This window comes from Leptospira congkakensis (assembly GCF_004770265.1).
Lineage (GTDB): Bacteria > Spirochaetota > Leptospiria > Leptospirales > Leptospiraceae > Leptospira_A > Leptospira_A congkakensis.
On record NZ_RQGQ01000016.1, the window covers coordinates 38,566 to 60,548 of the forward strand.

Below are 21,983 nucleotides of genomic sequence, written 5' to 3' on the forward strand. Positions count from 1 at the left end.
ATCTATCGAATTTTTTTAGAATCCTCCCAAAGGGTTTGAATTTTATCAGCAATTTCAAGAGGGGCAAAAGGTTTTTCAATCACACCAATGCCCCCTCTTTTTTGATATTCTAATATTTCATTTTTTAAAACACGAGATGTTATAAAGGCGACTGGAATCTCTTTTGTTTCTGGAAAAATTTTCAATTCTTCAATCAATTCCATCCCATTCATTCCTGGCATCAATACATCTAACAAGATTAAATCGGGTTGTAAGATGATGGCTTTTTGTAATCCTTCTGGTCCCGTTTTTGCAAAACTCACTTGGTATGGTGAATTGAATTCCAAGGCGATTCGAAGTATTTCTACAATATCTTCTTCATCTTCTACAATTAACACGTGTTTTAAGGTTTGTTCTGTCATTGATTGTATCCAGATGGAATAGATCCTTCACGTATAATAGGAAATTCAATGGTAAATACGGTGCCTTTATCATCTGAAGTAAAAAATATTTTCCCTTTCATCGCTTCAACAAATCCTTTGGTGATAGAGAGCCCGAGTCCTGAACCACCGACTAATTTATCTTTTGGTGGCGCCCCTTGTGCAAAACGATGGAATAATCTTGGTGCAAAATTGGGATCAATTCCTGGGCCATTGTCTTTAATCAATATTTGTGCATGAGTTGCTGAGGGAACAACAGTAATGTAAACTTCTGAGAACTTTGGTGTATATTTCACAGCATTAGATATTAGATTTGTGATACAATGATTCAATCTATCTTCATCTACAAAAACAGACGTGGAAGGGAAATTTTGATCATAGTTGAGTAAAACATGATATTGTTCAGCAAAGGTTCTCATCCCATCAACAGAACTTTGTAAAATTTCTTCTAAACGATAGGTTCGGAATTTAAAATTAATATTTCCAGAATCCAATGCTTCTATATCCAATAGATCCGTTACAAAACGCACTAGTCTTTGTGTGTTCTTTCGGCAGATATTCAGAAGAGATTTGGTTTGGTTAGAAAGTTCGCCAGCAACACCAGCAAGTAATAAATCGATAGATCCTTTAATCGAAGTTAGAGGAGTTCGTAATTCGTGGCTTACTAAACTAATAAATTCGTTTTTTAAGGCTTCGGCTTTTTTACGTTCTGTGATATTTCGAACAATGGTTAGAACTTCGTCTTCACCTGTTTTGGTGAACCGAGCTTCAAAATACTTTTCACCATCGTAATCTTCGATCGAATATTCGTAAGTTTTTGTCCCACCAATTTCGATAACTTGGTCCAGAATAGAATCAATTTCGCTTAGTTTTCTTTTTGGAAATAGATTTTCAATTCTTGTGAGTCGAACTTCTTTTTCTTCATGAAGGGAATCCCAACCTTTAAAATCAGGGAACTCTTTATGATCAATCACAGATCCATCTTTTCGGATTCCATACAATTTGTCTGGCAGGGAACTTAAGATGGCTTTGTTTTTACTTAGAACTTGACTGTAGTTGTCTTTTGCATTTTTTTCCGAAGTGATTTCTGTCGCAATGAGGATTGTAAAATTTTCCTGAGGATAAACTTGGGTCGCAAACCATCCTTTTGATTCCAAAAAGAATTCATCAGACTGGAATGATTCCTTATTTTTAATGGCATGGGATAATTGTTTGCCAAAATCGGTTTCGTCCAAATTTGGAAATAGGTCCCAAATATTTTGCCCTAACATCTGACTGGCGGATTTTTCCACCATACTCGCTGCAGAGGAGTTCACGTAGGTATAATTTAGGTCGTTATCTAAGACAAAGACGGCATTCGCACGAGTTTCTAGGATTTTGTCGAAGTATTGGGGGACAAATTTGTGCCAATTCTGTTGCAGAAGTTGCTTTGCATCAAAAAAGCTGTCTTCATCCTTGAAAAAGCTTTTGATTTTTTCCAGAAATTCATTCATAGGTGCAGGTATACGAAAACTAAACCAGAGTTATGATTCAAGTCAGCAATTTATCAAAATTTTACGGCGAAAAACGAGCCATCTCAGGGCTTAATTTCAAATTAGAAAAAGGCGAAATTGTGGGTCTTTTGGGCCTCAACGGTGCCGGAAAAACCACTACAATTCGAATCCTTACCGGGTATTTGATTCCTAGTGCGGGTGATGCTTCGATTGATGGAAAGTCCATCTTTGATTTTCCTTTGGAAGCAAAACAGAAAATTGGTTATCTTCCCGAAACTCCTCCTCTCTACGAAGACATGACCATTACAGAGTATCTTCAATTTGTAGGTCGGATTAAAAAAATTGAGGAAACCAAACTTGGTTCTGAGATTGAAAAGGTCCTTACTAAAACAAACCTTACGATTGTTAAGGATAAGTTGATTGGAACTTTATCTTTAGGTTTCCGCAAACGTGTTGGAATTGCTCAAGCAATTCTCGGTGATCCTGAAATTGTCATTATGGATGAACCAATTTCGGGACTAGATCCAAAACAAATTGTTGAGATTCGAAATTTAATTAGGAGTCTTGCCGGTGATCACACGGTTCTGATTTCTAGCCATATCCTCACGGAGATTTATAAAACTTGTGATAAGTTTTTATTTTTACACAAAGGAAGTTTGAAACAGGAACTTTCTCTCGGTCGTTTAGAAGAAGAAATGAATCGACTTGCTGGATGGGAAGTTGGTCTTTCTGGTAAGAGTGCCGATGAACTTCTTAATTTTATGAAATCAGCAATCGGTGATGGTGATAGTTTGTCTGAACTAGGAACCAATAAAGAGGAAATACAATTTTTAGTGCGAACAACAAATCCAAAACGATTCAAAGAATCTTTGTTTTCGAAAGCTTTGGCTAGTGGAATTCAAATTGAATCTTTAAAAAAACAAGAAGTGTCTTTAGAACAAATTTTTATGGAGAAAATATGAACTGGCAAACGGCTGTTTGGATCTATAAAAAAGAATTACGATTATTTTTTGGAACTTATATGGGGCCTTTGGTTCTCGGGGGAACTGCGTTTCTAAATGCACTTTTCGTAATGATCCTAAACTTTAATGGAACTGCAAACTATGAAATTGCAACGTACATCACATTCATTTCCTTTATGACAACCATTCTCATTGCCATGGTGATCATTTCTATGGGATCCATTGTAGAGGAAAGAAACAAAGGAACATTGGAATTACTTTTTACTTCACCAATTACCGATTTGGAAATTGTTTTTGGTAAATTTCTTTTTGGCGTTACCGTTTGTGGAATCATTACTGTCTTTATCAATGGACTTTTTCCATTGTTGTTATACTCCTTTTGGAAAGCTCCGTTTTATATGGTAGCCTCCGGTAGTGTCGGAGTGTTTTTGTTAGGTGTCTTTACCTTTACGATTGGAATGTTTGGGTCAAGTCTCGGCAAAAACCAAATGATATCATTACTCATTTCTGTTCTGATCATTTTGACACTATGGGTAGTGGGATATTTTTCACATCTCTTCCAAGCAACAACAAGAAAGGTTCTTTTCCACTTACATATTTTTTCTCACTTTGCCGCTTTTGCCAAAGGTGTTGTCCCTTTGACTGGGATTGTTTTTTTCTTAAGTGGAACATTTTTGTTCTTATACCTTACCGTAAAGGTCTTGGAATCCAGGAGATGGAGGGGGTAGGCCATGTTTTTAACAGCAGATCGAATTTTACCATTTATTAGTTTACTTTCACTTTTCGCCTACTTCTTGTTCGATGGGATGGTTGTAGATCCTAAAAGAAGAATTATTTTTCTAGGTGTTATTTTTTTATTTTTAGCTTCTGATACCATCATTCGTGCATTTTCCAAAGGTCTACGTAAAGAAGACCAAAACAGATACATTGCTGCCGGATTTGGAATTGGTGCTTTTTTATTGTCAGTTTTGCGGGACTTTTTGGATTTAAAACCAGTTGCGGGTTTTAATGAGGAAGTCAGTGCCATTCCGAAAGTCAGAGAATTTCTTTTACTTTGTGTGGTTCTTTTCTCTATTGTTTTTCTACTCCAAGTCATTTTGCTTGAGATTGGAAAATCATCTTTAGAAGCACAAAGTAATCTCGCAAAATCTAAAAATTCTCTATTACAAAATGCGGTTTTAGGGTTTTTGTTTGTTCTGCCAATTTTAGTGGCAGTCAATTATTTTGCGATCAAACGAAACTATAACTTTGATTTGAGTAGCCAGGGAAAATTTTCCCTTTCGCAAATTTCTAGAAACCTCATCAAACCAATCACAAAAGATGTAACCATCACTGCATTTTATCCACGTCCTTTGGAAGCAGATGGGCCAGCAAACGGTGATAAGTTGGCTGCGTTTGCTCTCACTCGAGTTCGTCCCGACATTGAAATCCTTTTAGACCAAATCAAAGCAGAAAATTCACATATTACGGTTCAGTTTATCAATGCAGATGTGGAAGTGGATTTATTAAAAGAATTTGGACAAGTTTCGAATGGAACCATTTTTGTTCGTTCCCAGAAACAATCTTTGTTATCATCGGGGACTCCTTTTGCGGAAGAGCGAGTGATTGCCAAAGAAACCAAAGATTTGGAAGATCTCGAACGTAAGTTAGTTGGTGCTCTCCTCAACGTAACTACTGAACAGAAAAAGGTTTATTTTACCGTTTCCAATGGAGAACGATTTGGAATTTCTTTTAAAGCACTCCCGAACGAACAAGTAAACCGGTTTGTTTCTTCCTTACAGTTTCTAAATTTCAAAGTGGCGGAACTTGGTTTTGCACAGGGTTGGCCATCAAAATTGCCAGAAGATGCAGAGATGTTGGTGGTCCTTGGACCAACGGTTCCTTTTTCGAAAGAAGCAAAAGAAGAACTTAGAAAATTTGTTTTAGAAAAAAATGGAAAAGTTCTCATCACTATGGAACCGAAAGGGAATGAAGATTTTAGTTGGTTACTTGCTAGTGCTGGCCTTAAATATAACTCTTCTCAGTTGATCGAAAGAGAAGAAAAACCTGGATTTGTTGTTGCGAAACAATTCCCAGACAATCGACTCACCGATTTACTTCAGAAAAAGGAAATGGGAATTTTGTTCCCTTATAGCGGTTATTTGGAAACAGATGCTACTGTCCCATCTCCTTATGCTTTTAAGTCAGAAACTTTATTAGAATCTGGATATGAAGCTTTTTCTGATGAAAACAAAAATGGTAAATTGGATCCAAACGAAAAAAGAGAAAGTAAAATACTTTCTATAGTTCTTACACCTTCTTCTCTTGTGAATGAAAAAACGGGGAAGGTGATTTTACATACAGGAACTTCTTGGATTACTGATCAGTTCATTCCGTACGCTATGAACTCTCAGTTTTCAACGGTTTCCATCACTGGTTTGTTTCAAGATACTGCTGTAGCTGAAATTCCACTCAAAAAAGAAGAACTCGATACTATCTCTCTTTCCGATAATCAAAAGTTAGTTGCCTGGGTGATTGGAGTGTTTTTGTTTCCTGGATTTATTTTGGCAGTAGGATCCTACTTTGTTTATGTTAGAAGAAAAAGTTCAATGATTGAAGTATGAAACAGAAAGTTAGTTTAGTAGGCGTTGCTTTTGTTGGATTGTTTTTACTTTTCTACTGGATGGAAGACCATCCAGAAAATATTTCAGAAACAAATTATTGGAAAGAAGATTGGAAGTCCATTCGTTACACCCCACCCAAAGCAGATTGGTGTGGTGTTTTGGAACCAAAGTTTGCAGAAGAAACTATGGTGTTTCGGAAAATTCCTCGTGGATGGAACCAAACTCCTTTATTCACAGTCACTTCTTCAAAAAATGACAAACTAGTTTCTTATGAAGCCAATTATAATGTGAAAAATAGTTTTTCGGAACTGAGTGTTCTCAAAACAAAGTTAATCGAAAAAACTTCTCCTGAAATTCAAAACTCTTATTGTTTGGGGATGAGTTCCCCTTCCTTATCTTTATCAGAAGAAAACGGACAAGAGATCGAATTTTCGAAAGACAAACAATTGTTTTTTGGTAAAAAAATCGGATCAGACGAAGGTCGTATTTCGGTTTTGGTAAAAGATGAGGTCATTGCTCCTTATAACTATTTGATCGAAAAGTTCCGTGCACCAAACACTAGTTTCCGTGAGAAAATGTATGTTACCTTTAACAATGGTTACATAAAAGAACTTTCGTTTTCAGGCCAGGTTGTGAATGTGAAAGCTGATAACCGTGCCAAAAAAAACCAATACAACGTGTATGTAAATGATTGGAGCCGCTCCACAGGGGAAAGGATTGTTTTACCACCTGACGTAGGAAACCAATGGGAATCGGTTGTTAAGGGATTAAAGGTAGAATTTTATTCCGATGAAGCTGGTGCTCCTTTGTTTCCTGAACTTTCCTCTACACAGCCGCCAGAAGCGGTTTTAGATGTTACCCAATCGGAGGGGATCAAATATCGACTCTCCTTTTTTCCGTTATGGGAATCTGAGTCTGGGAAATGGCGGCCGGTCCGAAGGGAGCTTGTTCCTTATTTTTCGGAAACGACGACTTGGATCAAAGAAGAAACCTTCCAAAATTTGGTGATTGCTGTCATGAAAGTGAAAAATGCTTCCCGTTACGAGCGTCCCAACCAGAAAATCCAATAAGGTGCAAAAAGTTTCTACAGTCGCATCTCGGATAGAAATGATCCGAGATTTATTTTATTCTCCCATGTCCGCCTTCGAATCCTACTATCATAAACCGGATTTAGGTGGTCGTGACTTATGGTTGGCTCATCTCCAACTTTTCCTCCTGGCTCCTGTTGCAAAGTTCCTGGGTAATTTGATCCAAATCCTTTTGTTCAAAGTTTCTACTGTAGATGAAGAAACAAAACTTACTTACACACAAGGGATGGTTACTTTATTCTTTTTCTATTTGGGTTTTTATATTATCGTTCGGCTTGTGGATAGTTTTCGTATGTATCATCAAATGCGTGATCGAACCAAAGATTGGGAAGGCCCAGAACCACATGTGTTTATGATTTCTTTTCTCCCGTTCAGTGCGACGGCAATTTTTTGGATTTTTCCAGCACCAATCCCCTTGTTAATGTTAGGTGTAGGTTTTCTCTATTCTTTGCATTTGGCATATTATTATCTATCTCACAGAAGAGAATGGTCATCGTTTGACTTTTTATTTTTTCTTATGAAAGTGATTTTGTTTTTTTTGGTTCTTGTTTCTGTTCCTTTATTTATTTACAACCTGGTTAGGACGGTACTCTTTTGAAAATCTTTATGGTAGGCATTGGTGGAATTGCTATGGGCAATTTAGCCTATATGTTGAAACAACAAGGACATGATGTGTCAGGTTCAGATCAAAATCTTTACCCACCTATGTCTGATAAGTTGGTCGAATGGGGATTGTCACCTAAATCTGGTTATCGTAAAGAAAATGTAAAGGGTTCCGATTTAGTCATTATTGGAAATGCCATTTCACGAGGAAATCCTGAAGTAGAAGAAGTTCTAAATACAGGAATGGAATACATGAGTATGGCGCAGGCCATCGGAACCTTTTTTTTAAAAGGGAAAAAACCCGTTGTGATTTCAGGAACTCACGGCAAAACTACGACTACTTTTTTAACCCATTGGATTTTGGAATCCATTGGATTGAAACCCGGTCTTTTTGTGGGTGGGATTCGTAAAGACGGATATCCTGGATTTGCCATTGGAGAAGGGGATTATTTTGTTATCGAAGGAGATGAATATGATTCTGCTTTCTTTGATAAAAGTTCTAAATTTTTACACTATAGACCATACTATTTAGCGATGAATGCTTTGGATTTTGATCATGCGGATATTTTTGCAGACCTAAATGCAATTAAAATTATGTTCAAACGTCTGTTAAATCTAGTTCCCGGTAGGGGAAAGGTTTTTTATTGGAAAGGATCCAAAAACCTAGTGGAGATCACCAAAGATTACAAACATGCTCCTGTGGAATCTTTTGATTTAGGGGATAAAAACTCTATTTTTAAATATGAAAAGGGTGTTCTGAGTGAGATCAGAACTAAATCTAAAATTAAACCATCTTTGATTGGGTCGCATAACTATCGCAATGTGGAAGTGGCAACTCGTATCTGTTTGGAAATAGCTCCCCAAAAAAGAAAAGAAATTTTAGAAGCAGTGGAATCATTTCCGGGTGTCAAACGTAGACAAGAAAATCTATTTGTTTCTGACGTAAGTCTCCTTGTTGAAGACTTTGCCCACCATCCAGTGGCCATCCAAGAAACCATCAAAGCCCACAAAGAAGCCTATCCAGGTTATAAAATCATCGCACTTTTTGAACCAAGAAGTGCCACTTCTCATAGGAATGTATTCCAAGATGACTTTGCAAAATGTTTTAAGGGAAGTGATGTGAGTATTGTTACCGAAGTCTATCAAGTGGACAAGGTAAACAAATCGCTTCGTTTGAATGTGAAAAAATTGGTAAAAGACATAGCAAAGAATACAAAGAAAGAAGCTTTGTATGCAAAAGATGCAAAAGAAATTCCTTCCATCCTAAAAAAAATTCTACCGAAATTACAAAAAGAAAAAGTAATCATCCTTGCTATGTCTAATGGTGCTTTTGGTGGAATTTATCCTGAATTAAAATCATTAATAGAATTAAGAGAAACTGTATGAGCCTATCCCAAGAAATTGAAGATTTAGTCAAAGAGGCGGAATCTGTTTTATCTTCTGCAACATCCGAACAGGAATTGGATACTTTCAAAAACCAATTCCTTGGTAAAAAAGGAAAACTCACTTCTGTTTTAAAAGGCCTCGCATCTCTTTCTGTAGAAGAGAAAAAAACAGTTGGTAAACAAGCAAACGAAGCGCAAGTCCGGCTTGAAAGTTTCGTAGAATCAAAAAGAATTTCCTTAAAGGAAAGTTTTTATGAAAACCAACTGGGCCAAGAATTCTTTGATGGTTTACGACCATTGGAAACCAAAGAAAGAGGAAGCCTCCATCCTATTTCTCAAATCCAATATGAAATCGAAGATATCTTTACTTCTATGGGATTTTCTGTGATGGATGGACCAGAAGTTGAAACCGATGAAAACAATTTTGGTGCTCTCAATTTTACGGAAGACCATCCTGCCCGTGATATGCAAGATACATTTTATACGGCTGATGGAAACTTACTCAGAACTCATACTTCTGCCATCCAGGTGCGTGCCCTTCGTAAATTAAAACCACCATTTCGTATCATTGCTCCTGGTCGTGTGTTTCGATACGAAGAGGTGGATGCATCCCACGAAAATACTTTTTACCAAGTCGAAGGTATGGTAGTTGGAGAAAATATTTCAGTAGCTCATTTGATTTACACAATGGAAACACTTCTTTCTCGTGTGTTTCGTAAAGAAATCAAAACAAGACTTCGCCCGGGTTATTTTCCTTTTGTGGAACCAGGTTTTGAATTAGATATCAACTGTTTGGTTTGTAGTGGGGACGGTTGCAGTGTGTGCAAACATTCTGGTTGGTTGGAACTACTGCCTTGTGGACTGGTTCATCCGAACGTTCTTGAATCAGCAGGACTCGATTCTAAAAAATGGACTGGGTTTGCCTTTGGTCTTGGTCTTGATCGTCTCGTGATGATGCGTTACGGAATCCATGACATCCGTTATTTCCAATCAGGGAATTTGAGATTTTTAAAACAGTTTTAGTGTAGTGATGCGATTGTGCTAAATCGTATGATTGGTGAATCAAAAGGCCAAGGACTTCCATCCCTGGCCTTTTTCTTTTCTTTAAAGAAGAACTGCTTGGATTTTTCCGTCTATTTCTTTGAATTCCACTTTTGAATTTCCAAGAGATAAACCTTCTTTGGATACAATTTCCACTCCATCTTTTCCATATAGATTGGTAAGAACCATCTCTCCATTGTCTTTTGTCGAACATACAATGAGGTATGGTGGTTTTTTCTCTCCCCCTGGGTTGAAGTAGATGGTGCTAACCGTGAGGATGGTTGCCTTTTCTCCCACTTTGGGATTTGGAACATTCACTTCCAATGGATTTAAAACCAAGGGTTCTCTTGGCGATTTAGGTTTTTCTTTGGAAAAAATAACCACAGAATTGATACTATCGATTCCGCCGTTTCCTCCCAGTAAACTTACATTAGGTTGGTTTGTTAGTTTTTCTGGAATTGGATCCACGGCGAGACCATATTGACTGACAATGTCAATGAGACCCGTAGCACCAGAGAGTGCCATCGCTGCTTGGTAATTTAAAATTCCCCCACCTAAATTGATCGGAATCTCTTTTGTTCCATTGGATATTTTTCCTTTGCGAAGTGCCGTTGCTGTTTCTTTTGGAGGAACTCCAAAATACAACCCTGCTTCATGGATGATCATTCCTGTAAAACAATCGTAAATCCAAGCGTATTCAATATCAGATCTTTGAAACCCAGAAGAGGCCACAGCTCTCTCACAAGCAAGGGCGGCTGGACTTTTTAAATTCTTTTTTTGGATGAAGTATTCCGCATGGGCACTATGTCCAGAACCTGCTAAATAGATATGTTCGGAGTCTTTTTTGATGATCTTTTTTTCAATTAACTTCTGTTTCATGGTTTCAGAAGTGATAAGAGTGGCAAATCCATGATCGGTGACAATGGCGATCATTGGTGTACTATAAACGCCAGAAAGAGGTTTCTTAAACTGTTTTTCCGTCACTGGTTTCTGGAATTGGAAGGCACGGGGATTTGTTTCCGCCAGTGTTCGAAAGTGTTTTGTGATTTCTTCTAAATCATCACTTGTTACACCAGTATCATACATCATCCGTTCACATAACAGCGAATAAAGACCAATAAGTGTTGCCCCATATGGCATTTCCCATTCTTTATGACAAACCGTAGCTGTGAGTCGTTTTAAATCCGATACTTGTTTAAAGACAGATTTGGGAACATCTGCGGCCGCAACAAGGACAACTGCATAAGGATTGGCTTTGACTATCGTATGAGCTTGCCCAAGCGCTCCGCCCACACTTGCCCCACCTAAATCCACTGTATGGCAAGCAAGGCCTCCAAATCCCATATCATTGGAATCTTTTACCGTGAATCCATATCCTTCGCGGCCAAGAGATTGGGCTTCGATAGAAACAAAGTCAGTCAAGTATGGCGCGATTTTGGAACGATCCGTTCCAAGAAAACCAAAGAGTTTGTCTACGGAACGGAAAAGTAGAGAGTGATATTTTTCTAAAGGAGAAAGGTTTTTATAAACTTCCGAATCAAATTCAGATTCGATTGTGTCTGCGGCACCTAGTAGAATTGGGTTCATGATGGCTCATTAGAATTATCCTTCCATATTCATCAACGCATTCATTCGAAAATCTTGTATGATTTGTTTGCAGCGTTCAGTAATCCGAGTGAGGCTTTCTCCAAATTTTTTTCCGTTGAAGGCATTGAAAGCGTTGGGATAATCCTTTTCATTTACTTGTACAATCATCTCAGGATTGATTCTGTTTTTACTGACCAAATCTAACACGGAAACCGTGATATTTTTAAGAGCAATACATCCATCTTTCAAAAGATTTTGGGAAGCTTTTTCAATAACGATATTGTTTCCATTGGCATCGAGTAATGTTTTGATGAACTCTTGCATTTTCATGGATGGAAGGCCACGTCTTGTCATTCCAATCCTTTCCACTTGCAAAACAGCATCTTGTAAAAAGGAATATTCGGGAGTTCCTTTAAAGATATAAATGAGAACAGGAAGTTCTGTTTCTGTAAAATCCAACATCGCTCCATAGAAATATCTCGTTTCTATTTTGGCGAGTGGATGGAAATCTACTTTTTTATAATTGGATAACTTCTCAATGGATTCATCCATGATACGATTTAAAGTTTGTGCCTTGGCAGCTTCTTTTTTTGCCGCTAGTTCTTGGAATTTTGATTTTAGTTGTTCGAGGAATGTGACTTCTTCAGTCAAAAATTTTGTGATATTACCACGGAGTTTGAGTATTTGTAAATATCGTTGTTCGAATCCTGTTTGGTCAAATGCCTTGGGATTCAGTTTTCCGTGTTCTTGGTATTCCGCTCTGATTTTTTCTAATATTGCTTTTGTTTCTGCTTCCGACAGTTCTTTCATTTCGATTGTTTCCAGTTCTCAATATCAAGTATGGTTTTATCCAAATCTTGTGCAAAATAAAGAGATGCATTTTTAGCATCAACATACATCAACTGGTTTGCATATTGTAATTGTTTGACCTGAATTTCATTCTTTAGGTTTAAAATATTCAATAATTGCAAACTAAGTTTTTTGAAGTCTTTGACTATAGTATCGGTATGTCTTTGCATTTCAAACAGATGGAGTCTGTTTAATTTTTCTTTATCCGATTCAATAAATTTCATTTCTTCTCTTTTTTCTGCGGGTGCTTTTGAGATATAATACGTAATAGGACGAGGATATGATGTCATTTCTTTGTGAAGATCGATCATTTTATCAAGGGATTCAAATACTTGTGATTCCATTTCACGAGCAAAATTTCCAACAATGTTTTTGTTTTCCGAAGGATCACCTGTCAGTTCGAAGATCCGAGAAGATTGTAAGTTGCGGATGATGGCTGTGACTCGTTCTCTATAAGTGGATAATAATTTAATAAAGTCCTCTATACTTTGAAACGCAGTTTTGTCTCCAGAATCTTCTCCCACTTGTAAGTTTGGTTCTGCATTTGCAGATTCATCTTCTTCTTCAGGTTTTGGTAAATCCGGAGTGTTGAGAAGGCCATCATGAGAGAGCGCTTCCTTAATGGGGGTAAGGGGTGGTGGTGTTTCTCCATCAAAAATATCTAAATCTACATCTTCTCGCATTAGATTTTCTTCTGGATTCGTTGGAGCCGAACTAGAGGGAGATTCTAAGGGTTTTTCCGTAGGATTGGGTTGAGATTGTGGAAGGGCTCCCACTAACTTCCCTAATATGGGATTTGATTTTAAACCCTCCGAGATTTGTGTTGTAGGAGGGGGAGTGTTGGGGGTATTTTGGTTTGTAGTAGGTTTTGGTGTATCCGACGAAGTGGCACTGCGAGATTGCGGAACCACTTCAAAATGGTTGCCAATAAGTTTTAAAATCTCAATTCTACGGGTGTCTTTATTAAAACGTAGAGCATAACGATTGTTATCTTTGTCGATATACCTTTGTTGGATCTGGGAAACTGATAATTTGATAGGATCAATTTCCGAAATGGATTCAATTTTTATGTAATGGTATTTTGATTTATCGGGAGTCACAGTCGTAAAATTTCCAACAAAGCTTCTGTGAAAGCATACGAGAGTAATACGTTCGGGTCAACTTCCTTCTCCCGAGAAATCAAAGTTAAGGTAAAAAAATCATACCGACTGAGTTCCATTCGTTCGTAATGGCCAGATTCTCGTTTCTCAAAGTTTCCAGGTTCCAATCCCTCTACTTTCAGGGACAAAATAGCCATTTTTATGACAAGAGCCAGATCCAAATGTTTTTGTTTTAGAATCTCAAAGAGTTCGGAATCGATCCAAAGTAGAATGGGGAACATGGTTTTCTCCTATTGGGAGAGGTTTCAAAGAACCTATTTGGTACCCATTTTTTTCTCTTTCGCCTTGACCGGCAGGGTGGTACTCAAAAGATAAGTAAAAATTCCTCGTAGGGGACATTCCTTGGCTAATTTAAAATCATCTAAAAAAGACATTCGTAGAACTGCTCGTAGAAAAGAGCGAAATGGTGAAGATCGCACTGAATTGCGTACATACGCACGCCTTCTTCTCAAAGCAATCAAAGCTGGAGACAAAACAGAAGCTCTTTCTGTATTCTCAAAACTTGCTTCCAAGTTAGACAGAGCTGCAAAAACCAAACTCATTCATAAGAAAAATGCGGATCGTAAAAAATCACGTATGGCACTTCGTATCAACTCCATCGAGACAAAAGCCGCATAACATTCGCTTTTAGCTAGAAGGAATGAGGCCACCTACTGGTGGCCTTTTTTATTTCTAAATCTTATTTACAAAAATCTCCACCTTAGTTTACTGGTCATACTAACGGGCGATTAGCTCAGCTGGGAGAGCAGCTGCCTTACAAGCAGCGGGTCGGCAGTTCAATCCTGTCATCGCCCAAACCGTTTTTCTTTTTATCTTCACGTTAATTCCACCTCACTGACACATTCCAAAAAGCAAAAAGATAGACTTGCAGTGTGAATCCACCAGCTTTGATAGTATTGTATGCGATTTACGAAAGAGTATGATCTGTCCTCACTGATGATTTCTATCTCCGGTGTTCGGGGGAAAATTGGGTTAGGATTTGGTTTGGAGGAAGCCTTAGCGTTTTCCAAATCTTTTGCTTCTATGATGAATGGTGGAGCTGCGGTGATTGGGCGAGACTCAAGGCCAAGTGGACCTTACTTAGAATCACTTCTCACGTCTGCATTGTTAGCTTCTGGAAATTCTGTTTTAACATTGGGACTCGTTCCTACACCAACCACAAAAGCGGTTGTGAATCTTTCGAAAGCCAATGGCGGAATCATGATCTCCGCCTCTCACAATCCAATGGATTGGAACGCATTTAAATTCATTTCTAAAAAAGGTTTTTTCTTTTCGGCAGAGGAAAACAAAAAACTACTTTCCATCATTCAAAATGGATCTTATCCGAAGGAACAAATTTCACCAAAGGGTTATATCGATTCCGGTGAAGATTACATTGACCTGCATTTGTCTTCTGTTTTGAAGCGAGTGAATGTAACCAAAATCAAAAAGAAAAAATTTACCGTCTTTGTGGATGCCGTTGGTGGCGCCGGTTCCTATGTTGTGCCAAAGTTTTTACAGATGTTAGGTTGTAAGGTTGTGGCTCATAATTGTAATCCAGATGGAACTTTCCCAAGACCTCCTGAACCGACAGCAGCGGCTTTGAAATCTGTAGAACCTTATTTTAAAAAATCTAAAGCAGACATAGGTTTTGCTCTGGATCCTGATGCAGACAGGCTTGTTTTATTTTCTCCCAAACGTGGTGCTGTTTCTGAGGAATACACTTTGCCATTGGCACTTATGAATGTTCTCTCTACAGCAAAGAAAAAAGCAAAGGTAGTTGTGAACTTATCTACTTCCTTTTTAAACGAAGAAGTTGGATCAAGATTTGGTGCCGAAGTCATTCGTAGCAAAGTGGGTGAAGCAAACGTAGTGGAAGAAATGCTGAAAACCAAAGCAGTGTTTGGTGGGGAAGGGAATGGCGGTGTGATCGATCCAACCATTCCCTCTTTTGGAAGGGACACTTTGTCCGGAATTGCTCATATTTTAAATCTTATGGCAGAAACTGGTAAATCTGCCGATGATCTTTTGGATGAACTGCCATCACTTTATATGGACAAACAATCCTTTCCTTTGGCATCGGGAATGTCTTTAGAAAGTCTTTATGAAAAATTTAAGTCAGAGTTTTCTCCGAAAGTGATTTCAGAGAAAGACGGACTTTGGATGTATGTATCGGATTCTTGGATCCATATACGCCCTTCGAATACAGAACCAATCTTTCGTGTCATTACGGAAACTAAATCCAAAGTTGATTTGGAAACTACCTTAAAGAGGGTAAAACAATGTGTGGAATCGTAGGTTATTTAGGAAAAAGAGAGGCACTCCCTCTCATCATCAAAGGTCTCAAACGTCTTGAATACCGTGGATATGATAGTGCCGGCGTTGCGTTGTTAAATGGTGGACTTGATATCGTCAAAAAGAAAGGGAAAGTTGCCGATTTAGAAAATGAAATTGGGAATCGTAAATTGGTTGCGACTCTTGGGATTGGTCACACTCGTTGGGCCACTCATGGCGAACCGAACGATCGTAACGCCCACCCACATACAAGTTCTGACGGAAAATTGGCAATCATCCACAACGGAATCATTGAAAACTATGCATCCATCAAAAAAGAATTAGAAGGGAACGGGCATACTTTTAAATCAGATACCGATTCAGAAGTTCTCATCCACTTAATTGAAGAAATCAAAAAACAAAATAATTGTTCTATTGAAGAAGCGGTTCGCCTGGCTCTCAACGAAGTTGTTGGTGCTTACGCCATTGTTATCTTATCGAAAGAAAACGAAAGATTGATGATTGCAGCAAGAAAAGGTTCTCCTCTTGTGATAGGGATAGGTGAGGATGAATACTTTGTTGCTTCTGACGCAACACCTATCATTGAGTATACGAACAATGTGACTTATCTCAATGACCAAGAAATGGCCATAATCAAAGATGGAAGTCTTGTGGTTAAAAACTTAGAAAACGTAACCAAGACTCCATTCATTCAAAAATTAGAATTAGATTTGGAAGACATAGAAAAGGGTGGATACCCTCACTTTATGTTAAAAGAAATTTTTGAACAACCTAAATCTGTGCGTGATGCTATGCGAGGTCGTTTGGTTTCCCGTGAACATCACTTGTTTCTTAGTGGGATTGACCAATACTTAAATCGTTTTTTAAATGCTGACCGTTTGATCCTTGTGGGTTGTGGTACTTCTTGGCATGCAGGTCTTATCGGTGAATATTTATTTGAAGACCTAGCTCGGATCCCTACAGAAGTAGAATATGCATCCGAGTTCCGTTACCGCAATCCTATCGTGACAGAAAGAGATGTGATCATTGCGGTTTCACAATCGGGCGAAACAGCGGACACTCTTGCTGCCATTGAACTTGCAAAGTCAAAAGGTGCTTTGATTTTTGGAGTTTGTAATGTGGTGGGTTCTTCTATCGCGCGTGCTTCTCATGCAGGGGCTTATCTTCACGCAGGCCCTGAAATTGGAGTGGCTTCTACCAAAGCATTCACTTCACAAGTCAGTATCCTTACGATGATGGCATTGTATCTTGGTTTGAAAAAAGGATCTATTTCTTTATCGGATTACCAAACACTTCTTCTCGAGTTAGATTCGATTCCTGATAAGGTGGCAAAAATTCTAACCAAAGATGAAGAGATCGTAAAAATTGCAGAAAAATATTACCGTGCGTCTAACTTTCTTTATTTGGGACGAGGTTTTAACTTTCCTGTGGCTCTCGAAGGTGCTTTGAAGTTAAAAGAAATTTCTTATATCCATGCAGAAGGATATCCAGCAGCGGAAATGAAACATGGACCGATTGCTCTTATTGATGAAGATATGCCCGTTGTGTTCATTGCTACAAAAGATGGATCTTATGAAAAAGTGATTTCCAATATCCAAGAAGTCAAAGCTAGAAAAGGAAAAGTCATTGCGATCGTAACGGAAGGGGATACAGATATAAAATCTATGGCGGATTATACATTTGAAATTCCAAAAACTGCGGATGCGCTCGTTCCTTTACTTGCCGTCATTCCTTTGCAGCTTTTGTCTTACCATGTAGCAATCCTTAGGGGATGCAATGTGGACCAACCCAGAAACTTAGCGAAATCTGTAACTGTGGAGTAAACAGTGAATCTCCTACTTGATGATTCTCAGAGAAATCCGTCTCTCCAACCTTTATCTAGATTTCATTCTTTTTTTGAATGGAATCTAGGTGGAATCACCTTACTTGAAAAACTAGAACGTAAATACCCTGGGGCAAAAATTTATTACAAAGGCCCTAACTTAGAATTTGAAAAACTGATCTTTCATAGATACCCACATGTTTTGCCTGCAAACTTAGAAACCTATGATTCGATTTATAGTTCTGATTCCTATTTGCCTTGGGAACTACTGGGCACGGTCACTTCTATCATTGAAGACACACTCAATTTAGAAAAAGATTGGAAACGGTTTCGCCAAAAATACAAAGCAAAACAATCTGGGTTTTCTATTGTTGGAAAAGAAAAACATCTCTACATCCATCCGGGGGCAACGGTGTATCCTGGTGTTGTTTTTGATACAACTCACGGCCCTATTCTCATCGAAGATGGAGCCAAAATTTCTTCGTTTAGTTTTTTAGAAGGCCCGCTTTTTGTAGGAAAAAATACCCAAATTGATAATGCTCGGATCACGGGTGGTTGTCTTATTGGAAACCAATGTCGGATTGGTGGGGAAGTAGAAAATTCTATTATTTTGGATTACACCAACAAACACCATGAAGGTTTTCTTGGTCATAGTTTTGTTTCTGCTTGGGTCAACTTGGGAGCACTGTCTACCACCAGTGATTTAAAAAACAATTATGGAATCGTAAAACTAAATATAGGTGACTCAATAGTTAATACTGGTACCATTAAGTTTGGATCTCTTATTGGTCCCTTTACAAAACTAGCAATTGGTGTGATGTCGAATACAGGAACCGTGTTTGATATCGCAAGTAATATCGTTGAATCCAGAATCCAAGGTTATGTTCCTGCATTCACTTGGATCAAACCCGGTGGGCGTTACCGGTTAGAAGAGTTCCTTTTTGATACAAAAAAAATTATGGCTCGTCGTGGTATGAATCTTTTTGAATTTGAAGATGAATATTTGAGAAAGTTATATGGAAGTTTTGCGGAGTAAACATGACACCCAGTTTGTTAGAACATATCAATTCTGGAAAAACAGTAGAAATTGATGAATTACGTTTTTTCTATTTAGATGAAGGGAAGGGAGAAGAAATCATTCTTCTTTTGCCAGGTTTTTTGACTACATCGTATAACTATCGAAAGTTGGTAGATTTATTATCCACTCATTATCGAGTGATTGCCCTTGATTTTTTAGGAACGGGATTTAGCACAAGACCCGATGGTCCTCTCTCTCATAGACTCCAAGCTCATTATTTGGCTCCATTTTTAGAGAAAGTTGTTGGAGATAAAAAAGTCCATGTTGTGGCTTTTGATTATGCACTTCCTATTCTTTGTTTCACTTTCAAAGAACATGCAATTCAGTATAAATCCCTATCCATTTTGGGTGGATTTATGAACTTACCTAAGTTTCGATTTTATTTTCCCTTACATTTTTTACGTTTGCCGTTAGTTGGTGAAATTTTTTCGTTTTTGTTTCGTCCGCCACTGCTTAGATTGTTTTTTAAATTATTTTTGGTTAAAAAAACTCACCTATTAACTTACGAATGGGAAAAGACAATGTATCATTTGTTATTCGAAGGTAAGGCGCGAAAAAACACTTTGGAGTTCGTTCGTAATGTGGATCGTTCCACACATGCTCTCAGAGAAATTGAAGAAGGTGCCAAAAACTTTGTGGGCCTACGTCAAATTTATTTAGGAGAAGAAGATTTTCGAATTTCTCCATCGCAAACAGAGTATATGAAGGAAACCCTTCGAACTAGTAGCCTTGTTTTCCTTCCTGCAAAACATCTGCCAATGGAAGAATGTCCAGAGGTGATTTTTGAAAAACTCCACTACTTTGTAGATTCCTTTTCACATAAAAAAACAAAAACCTTTCATTTTAATAAACAAAATAAGGATTAATATGGAAAGAATCATCTCCAAAACAAACCCAAATACATCTGATTTTGTTGCCAATCGTACGGCATATTTGGAAACCATTGTACCCATTCGTAAAATTATCGATAATGTAAAGTTAGGTGGCGGTAAAAAGGCCCTTGAAAAACATAAATCCAGAGGAAAACTTACCGCAAGAGAAAGAATTGCCGAACTCATTGATGCGGGAACGGAATTTATGGAGATCTGCGGGCTTGCGGGAGAAGGGGTTTATTCTGATCCAGTTCCTTCGGCAGGGATCATCACTGGAATTGGAAAGGTGGAAGGTATCGACTGTATGATTGTTGCCAATGATGCGACGGTCAAAGGAGGAACCTACTATCCTCTCACGGTTAAAAAACATGTTCGTGCCCAAGAGATTGCCGAAAACAATTCTCTTCCTTGTATTTATTTAGTGGATTCTGGTGGGGCATTTTTACCCATGCAGGATGAAGTATTTCCAGACAAAGACCACTTCGGTAGAATTTTTTTCAATCAAGCTCGGATGAGTGCTAAAGGAATTTCACAGATAGCGGTTGTTATGGGGTCTTGTACTGCGGGTGGTGCTTATATTCCGGCTATGTCTGACGAGTCAGTGATTGTGAAAGGAAATGGAACTATTTTCCTTGGCGGTCCACCACTTGTCAAAGCTGCCACAGGAGAAGTGGTCACGGGTGAAGAGTTAGGTGGTGCTGACGTACATTGTCGTGTATCGGGAGTGACAGACCACTATGCAGAAGATGATTTTCATGCATTAGAAATTACTCGTTCTATCGTCAAAAATCTAAATCTTAAAACAGAAACCCTCCCTAAAGAAACAGAAGAACCTTTATACCCAACAGAAGAAATTTATGGAATCATTGAACGTGATTCCCGTAAATCTTATGATCCAAGAGAAATCATTGCAAGGATTGTGGACGGTTCCAGGTTTCATGAATTCAAAAGGTTGTATGCCACAACGATCGTAACTGGATTTGCTGAAGTGTATGGATATCCTGTTGGAATCATTGCCAATCATGGAGTTTTGTTTTCCGAATCCGCACTCAAAGCTTCTCATTTTATTGAACTTTGTGACCAAAGACGAATTCCACTTTTATTCCTACAAAATATCACAGGGTTTATGGTGGGAAAAAAATACGAAAACAATGGAATTGCTCGTGACGGTGCCAAAATGGTAAATGCAGTTTCTACGACAACGGTTCCCAAACTAACTATCGTTACTGGCGGTTCTTATGGTGCGGGGAATTATGGAATGTGCGGTCGTGCCTTTGCCCCCGAATTTTTATGGATGTGGCCCAATGCACGAATTTCTGTGATGGGTGGAGAACAAGCGGCCAACGTTCTTTGGACTGTGAAAAAAGACCAAAAGGAAGCAGCTGGAGAATCCATCCAAGCCGATGAAGAAGCGACTTTTAAAAAACCAATTTTAGAAGACTATGAAAAGAAGTCTTCGGCTGTGTATAGTTCTGCTCGCCTTTGGGATGATGGGATCATTGATCCTGCAGATACAAGGAAAGTTTTAGGAAGGGCCTTGTCTGTCCTCAGTCGAAGGAAAGAAGAAAGAAAACCATTTGGTGTCTTTCGAATGTAATTTTTGACTTTTCATTCTCATTCGGAATGCAAACTAATTACAAATGATCATCCAAGAGAAGTCATCTAACCAAGTCGCCATTATCACCATTGAAGGTGAGGTTGATTTGTACAATGCAAAAGAATTGAAAGACATTCTGGATGATAAAATGCATAAACACCAATATGAAATTGTGGTGAACTTGGAAAAAGTTCCCTTTATGGATAGTTCCGGAATCGGAACTTTGGTGACTGCCATGTACAAACTCAAAAAATACCACGGAAACTTAAAAGTCTGTAGTGTTCATGGTTCGGTGGCTAAGGTATTCAAACTCACTGGAATGGAAAGTCATTTGGAAGTTTTTGATACGGAAGAAAATGCTGTCCTCTCTCTTGTCAAAGAAAGAGAATCTACTGAATGAATGACTTCACAATACATATGAATTTCACCTTACCTGTTTGGTAACAGAATCAATCTTTTGACATTTACATTTTTCTACTTAAGGCAGTTGTAACGCGGCTTTCACCGTTTCCATCACCTCTTTTCCTTCCAATTTTTCTAAAATATACAAAGCAAATTCAAACGCAGAACCAGGGCCAATGCTCGTATGGATATTGTTATGTGAAATAATCCTTTCCCCTGTATACTTCCCACCTTTTCCTTTTGCCAAATCATTAGAGGAAGGAAAGGCTGTATAAGGATCATCACCAGTAATGATATCCAAATTACGAAGTACGCTCGGCGCGGCACAAATGGCACCAATCATTTTTATTTCCCTCTGGAATGATTTTAGAATTTTACTAATTTCTGGATCATTCATGAGTTGTTTCGTTCCTTCAAGACCCCCTGGAAGGATGATGGCATCAAATTCGCTGGGAATGATTTCTGAAAAAATTTGATCTGCTAAGTGAAGGGTTTTTCTGGAAGCTAAGATGGGATCTTTTGATTTTCCAGCAGAGATTACTTCCACATTTCCTCTTCTCAAAACATCGATGAGGATGATGGCTTCCATTTCTTCGAAGCCTGGACAGAGGGGGATCAAAACACGGTTTGCCATACTAAGACTAGTTTGGTTTGAAACAAAATGTTCAAGTTTTTTTGTAAAAAAACGATCCCAAGAAATGAGAACTTTCCTGGAACTCTGGGGGTCTTATATAGTAGGAGAGAGTGT

The 21,983-nt window shown here is 38.3% G+C and carries 21 protein-coding genes and 1 tRNA gene; 15 read left to right on the forward strand and 7 right to left on the reverse strand.

Annotated elements, in window-relative coordinates; translation table 11 throughout:
* Nucleotides 1-2: 2 nt before the first annotated feature.
* Nucleotides 3-401 (reverse strand): response regulator, encoded by a 399-nt coding sequence (locus EHQ70_RS10585; RefSeq protein WP_135586226.1) that lies wholly within the window; start codon nucleotides 399-401, stop codon nucleotides 3-5.
* The gene (locus EHQ70_RS10590) at nucleotides 398-1,912 is read right to left on the reverse strand and encodes a PAS domain-containing sensor histidine kinase (protein WP_135586228.1); all 1,515 of its coding nucleotides are present in this window, start codon (nucleotides 1,910-1,912) and stop codon (nucleotides 398-400) included. The genes EHQ70_RS10585 and EHQ70_RS10590 overlap by 4 nt, the downstream gene beginning before the upstream one ends.
* Before the next feature lie 32 nt (nucleotides 1,913-1,944).
* Between EHQ70_RS10590 and EHQ70_RS10595 the strand changes: the two genes are divergently transcribed.
* The 7 genes from EHQ70_RS10595 to pheS are packed head-to-tail and all read left to right on the forward strand — an operon-like array spanning nucleotide 1,945 to nucleotide 9,576.
* A complete protein-coding gene (locus EHQ70_RS10595) occupies nucleotides 1,945-2,874 on the forward strand; it encodes an ABC transporter ATP-binding protein (protein WP_135586230.1) in 930 nt (309 codons plus the stop codon).
* Nucleotides 2,871-3,602 carry an ABC transporter permease gene (locus EHQ70_RS10600; RefSeq protein ID WP_135586232.1) on the forward strand — a complete coding sequence of 244 codons (732 nt, stop codon included), beginning with the start codon at nucleotides 2,871-2,873 and terminating at the stop codon, nucleotides 3,600-3,602. The genes EHQ70_RS10595 and EHQ70_RS10600 overlap by 4 nt, the downstream gene beginning before the upstream one ends.
* Nucleotides 3,603-3,605: 3 nt before the next feature.
* Nucleotides 3,606-5,477 (forward strand): motility-associated ABC transporter substrate-binding family protein, encoded by a 1,872-nt coding sequence (locus tag EHQ70_RS10605; protein WP_135586234.1) that lies wholly within the window; start codon nucleotides 3,606-3,608, stop codon nucleotides 5,475-5,477.
* Nucleotides 5,474-6,547 carry a hypothetical protein gene (locus tag EHQ70_RS10610; protein WP_135586236.1) on the forward strand — a complete coding sequence of 358 codons (1,074 nt, stop codon included), beginning with the start codon at nucleotides 5,474-5,476 and terminating at the stop codon, nucleotides 6,545-6,547. Before EHQ70_RS10605 ends, EHQ70_RS10610 begins: the two co-directional genes overlap by 4 nt.
* Nucleotides 6,548-6,584: 37 nt before the next feature.
* On the forward strand, nucleotides 6,585-7,163 hold the full coding sequence (locus tag EHQ70_RS10615; RefSeq protein ID WP_244288302.1) for a hypothetical protein: 579 nt from the start codon (nucleotides 6,585-6,587) through the stop codon (nucleotides 7,161-7,163).
* Nucleotides 7,160-8,554 (forward strand): UDP-N-acetylmuramate--L-alanine ligase, encoded by a 1,395-nt coding sequence (locus EHQ70_RS10620; protein ID WP_135586240.1) that lies wholly within the window; start codon nucleotides 7,160-7,162, stop codon nucleotides 8,552-8,554. Before EHQ70_RS10615 ends, EHQ70_RS10620 begins: the two co-directional genes overlap by 4 nt.
* Nucleotides 8,551-9,576 carry a phenylalanine--tRNA ligase subunit alpha gene (pheS, locus tag EHQ70_RS10625; protein WP_135586242.1) on the forward strand — a complete coding sequence of 342 codons (1,026 nt, stop codon included), beginning with the start codon at nucleotides 8,551-8,553 and terminating at the stop codon, nucleotides 9,574-9,576. Before EHQ70_RS10620 ends, pheS begins: the two co-directional genes overlap by 4 nt.
* Nucleotides 9,577-9,657: 81 nt before the next feature.
* On the opposite strand, the gene EHQ70_RS10630 is transcribed toward pheS, so the two are convergent.
* The 4 genes from EHQ70_RS10630 to EHQ70_RS10645 are packed head-to-tail and all read right to left on the reverse strand — an operon-like array spanning nucleotide 9,658 to nucleotide 13,411.
* A complete protein-coding gene (locus EHQ70_RS10630) occupies nucleotides 9,658-11,181 on the reverse strand; it encodes a thiolase C-terminal domain-containing protein (RefSeq protein ID WP_135586244.1) in 1,524 nt (507 codons plus the stop codon).
* Nucleotides 11,182-11,196: 15 nt separating this feature from the next.
* Entirely contained in the window at nucleotides 11,197-11,991 is a 795-nt protein-coding gene (locus EHQ70_RS10635) for a hypothetical protein (protein ID WP_135586246.1), read from the reverse strand.
* Nucleotides 11,988-13,130, reverse strand: a complete 1,143-nt coding sequence (locus EHQ70_RS10640; RefSeq protein WP_135586248.1) for an LIC_10450 family protein — start codon at nucleotides 13,128-13,130, stop codon at nucleotides 11,988-11,990. Before EHQ70_RS10640 ends, EHQ70_RS10635 begins: the two co-directional genes overlap by 4 nt.
* Entirely contained in the window at nucleotides 13,127-13,411 is a 285-nt protein-coding gene (locus EHQ70_RS10645; protein ID WP_135586249.1) for a hypothetical protein, read from the reverse strand. Before EHQ70_RS10645 ends, EHQ70_RS10640 begins: the two co-directional genes overlap by 4 nt.
* 121 nt (nucleotides 13,412-13,532) lie before the next feature.
* Between EHQ70_RS10645 and rpsT the strand changes: the two genes are divergently transcribed.
* From rpsT to EHQ70_RS10685, 8 genes are all read left to right on the forward strand, one after another.
* Complete coding sequence (rpsT, locus tag EHQ70_RS10650) at nucleotides 13,533-13,808, forward strand: 30S ribosomal protein S20 (RefSeq protein ID WP_135586250.1); 276 nt, start codon at nucleotides 13,533-13,535, stop codon at nucleotides 13,806-13,808.
* Nucleotides 13,809-13,912: 104 nt separating this feature from the next.
* A tRNA-Val gene (locus EHQ70_RS10655) sits at nucleotides 13,913-13,985 on the forward strand.
* Nucleotides 13,986-14,090: 105 nt separating this feature from the next.
* Complete coding sequence (glmM, locus tag EHQ70_RS10660) at nucleotides 14,091-15,467, forward strand: phosphoglucosamine mutase (protein WP_167481705.1); 1,377 nt, start codon at nucleotides 14,091-14,093, stop codon at nucleotides 15,465-15,467.
* Nucleotides 15,452-17,287, forward strand: a complete 1,836-nt coding sequence (gene glmS / locus EHQ70_RS10665; RefSeq protein ID WP_135586251.1) for a glutamine--fructose-6-phosphate transaminase (isomerizing) — start codon at nucleotides 15,452-15,454, stop codon at nucleotides 17,285-17,287. Before glmM ends, glmS begins: the two co-directional genes overlap by 16 nt.
* Nucleotides 17,288-17,290: 3 nt before the next feature.
* The gene (locus tag EHQ70_RS10670) at nucleotides 17,291-18,322 is read left to right on the forward strand and encodes a GlmU family protein (protein WP_135586252.1); all 1,032 of its coding nucleotides are present in this window, start codon (nucleotides 17,291-17,293) and stop codon (nucleotides 18,320-18,322) included.
* Between the two features lie 2 nt (nucleotides 18,323-18,324).
* Entirely contained in the window at nucleotides 18,325-19,230 is a 906-nt protein-coding gene (locus EHQ70_RS10675) for an alpha/beta fold hydrolase (RefSeq protein ID WP_135586253.1), read from the forward strand.
* Between the two features lies 1 nt (nucleotide 19,231).
* Nucleotides 19,232-20,833, forward strand: coding sequence for a carboxyl transferase domain-containing protein (locus tag EHQ70_RS10680; RefSeq protein WP_135586254.1), 1,602 nt, complete (start codon nucleotides 19,232-19,234; stop codon nucleotides 20,831-20,833).
* A 43-nt stretch (nucleotides 20,834-20,876) separates the two neighbouring features.
* Entirely contained in the window at nucleotides 20,877-21,233 is a 357-nt protein-coding gene (locus tag EHQ70_RS10685; protein WP_135586255.1) for an STAS domain-containing protein, read from the forward strand.
* A gap of 78 nt (nucleotides 21,234-21,311) precedes the next feature.
* Here the strand turns inward: EHQ70_RS10685 and EHQ70_RS10690 are convergent, their stop codons facing one another.
* Nucleotides 21,312-21,869: a DJ-1 family glyoxalase III gene (locus EHQ70_RS10690; protein WP_135586257.1), complete on the reverse strand. Its 558-nt coding sequence runs from the start codon at nucleotides 21,867-21,869 to the stop codon at nucleotides 21,312-21,314.
* Between the last annotated feature and the right edge of the window lie 114 nt (nucleotides 21,870-21,983).

What these genes read in the sequence shown, in the direction of transcription:
- EHQ70_RS10585 (WP_135586226.1), bottom strand. Translation starts at nt 401, where the DNA reads ATGACAGAACAAACCTTAAAACACGTGTTAATTGTAGAAGATGAAGAA.
- EHQ70_RS10590 (WP_135586228.1), bottom strand. Translation starts at nt 1,912, where the DNA reads ATGAATGAATTTCTGGAAAAAATCAAAAGCTTTTTCAAGGATGAAGAC.
- EHQ70_RS10595 (WP_135586230.1), top strand. Translation starts at nt 1,945, where the DNA reads ATGATTCAAGTCAGCAATTTATCAAAATTTTACGGCGAAAAACGAGCC.
- EHQ70_RS10600 (WP_135586232.1), top strand. Translation starts at nt 2,871, where the DNA reads ATGAACTGGCAAACGGCTGTTTGGATCTATAAAAAAGAATTACGATTA.
- EHQ70_RS10605 (WP_135586234.1), top strand. Translation starts at nt 3,606, where the DNA reads ATGTTTTTAACAGCAGATCGAATTTTACCATTTATTAGTTTACTTTCA.
- EHQ70_RS10610 (WP_135586236.1), top strand. Translation starts at nt 5,474, where the DNA reads ATGAAACAGAAAGTTAGTTTAGTAGGCGTTGCTTTTGTTGGATTGTTT.
- EHQ70_RS10615 (WP_244288302.1), top strand. Translation starts at nt 6,585, where the DNA reads ATGATCCGAGATTTATTTTATTCTCCCATGTCCGCCTTCGAATCCTAC.
- pheS (WP_135586242.1), top strand. Translation starts at nt 8,551, where the DNA reads ATGAGCCTATCCCAAGAAATTGAAGATTTAGTCAAAGAGGCGGAATCT.
- EHQ70_RS10630 (WP_135586244.1), bottom strand. Translation starts at nt 11,181, where the DNA reads ATGAACCCAATTCTACTAGGTGCCGCAGACACAATCGAATCTGAATTT.
- EHQ70_RS10635 (WP_135586246.1), bottom strand. Translation starts at nt 11,991, where the DNA reads ATGAAAGAACTGTCGGAAGCAGAAACAAAAGCAATATTAGAAAAAATC.
- EHQ70_RS10645 (WP_135586249.1), bottom strand. Translation starts at nt 13,411, where the DNA reads ATGTTCCCCATTCTACTTTGGATCGATTCCGAACTCTTTGAGATTCTA.
- glmM (WP_167481705.1), top strand. Translation starts at nt 14,091, where the DNA reads ATGCGATTTACGAAAGAGTATGATCTGTCCTCACTGATGATTTCTATC.
- glmS (WP_135586251.1), top strand. Translation starts at nt 15,452, where the DNA reads ATGTGTGGAATCGTAGGTTATTTAGGAAAAAGAGAGGCACTCCCTCTC.
- EHQ70_RS10675 (WP_135586253.1), top strand. Translation starts at nt 18,325, where the DNA reads ATGACACCCAGTTTGTTAGAACATATCAATTCTGGAAAAACAGTAGAA.
- EHQ70_RS10680 (WP_135586254.1), top strand. Translation starts at nt 19,232, where the DNA reads ATGGAAAGAATCATCTCCAAAACAAACCCAAATACATCTGATTTTGTT.
- EHQ70_RS10685 (WP_135586255.1), top strand. Translation starts at nt 20,877, where the DNA reads ATGATCATCCAAGAGAAGTCATCTAACCAAGTCGCCATTATCACCATT.
- EHQ70_RS10690 (WP_135586257.1), bottom strand. Translation starts at nt 21,869, where the DNA reads ATGGCAAACCGTGTTTTGATCCCCCTCTGTCCAGGCTTCGAAGAAATG.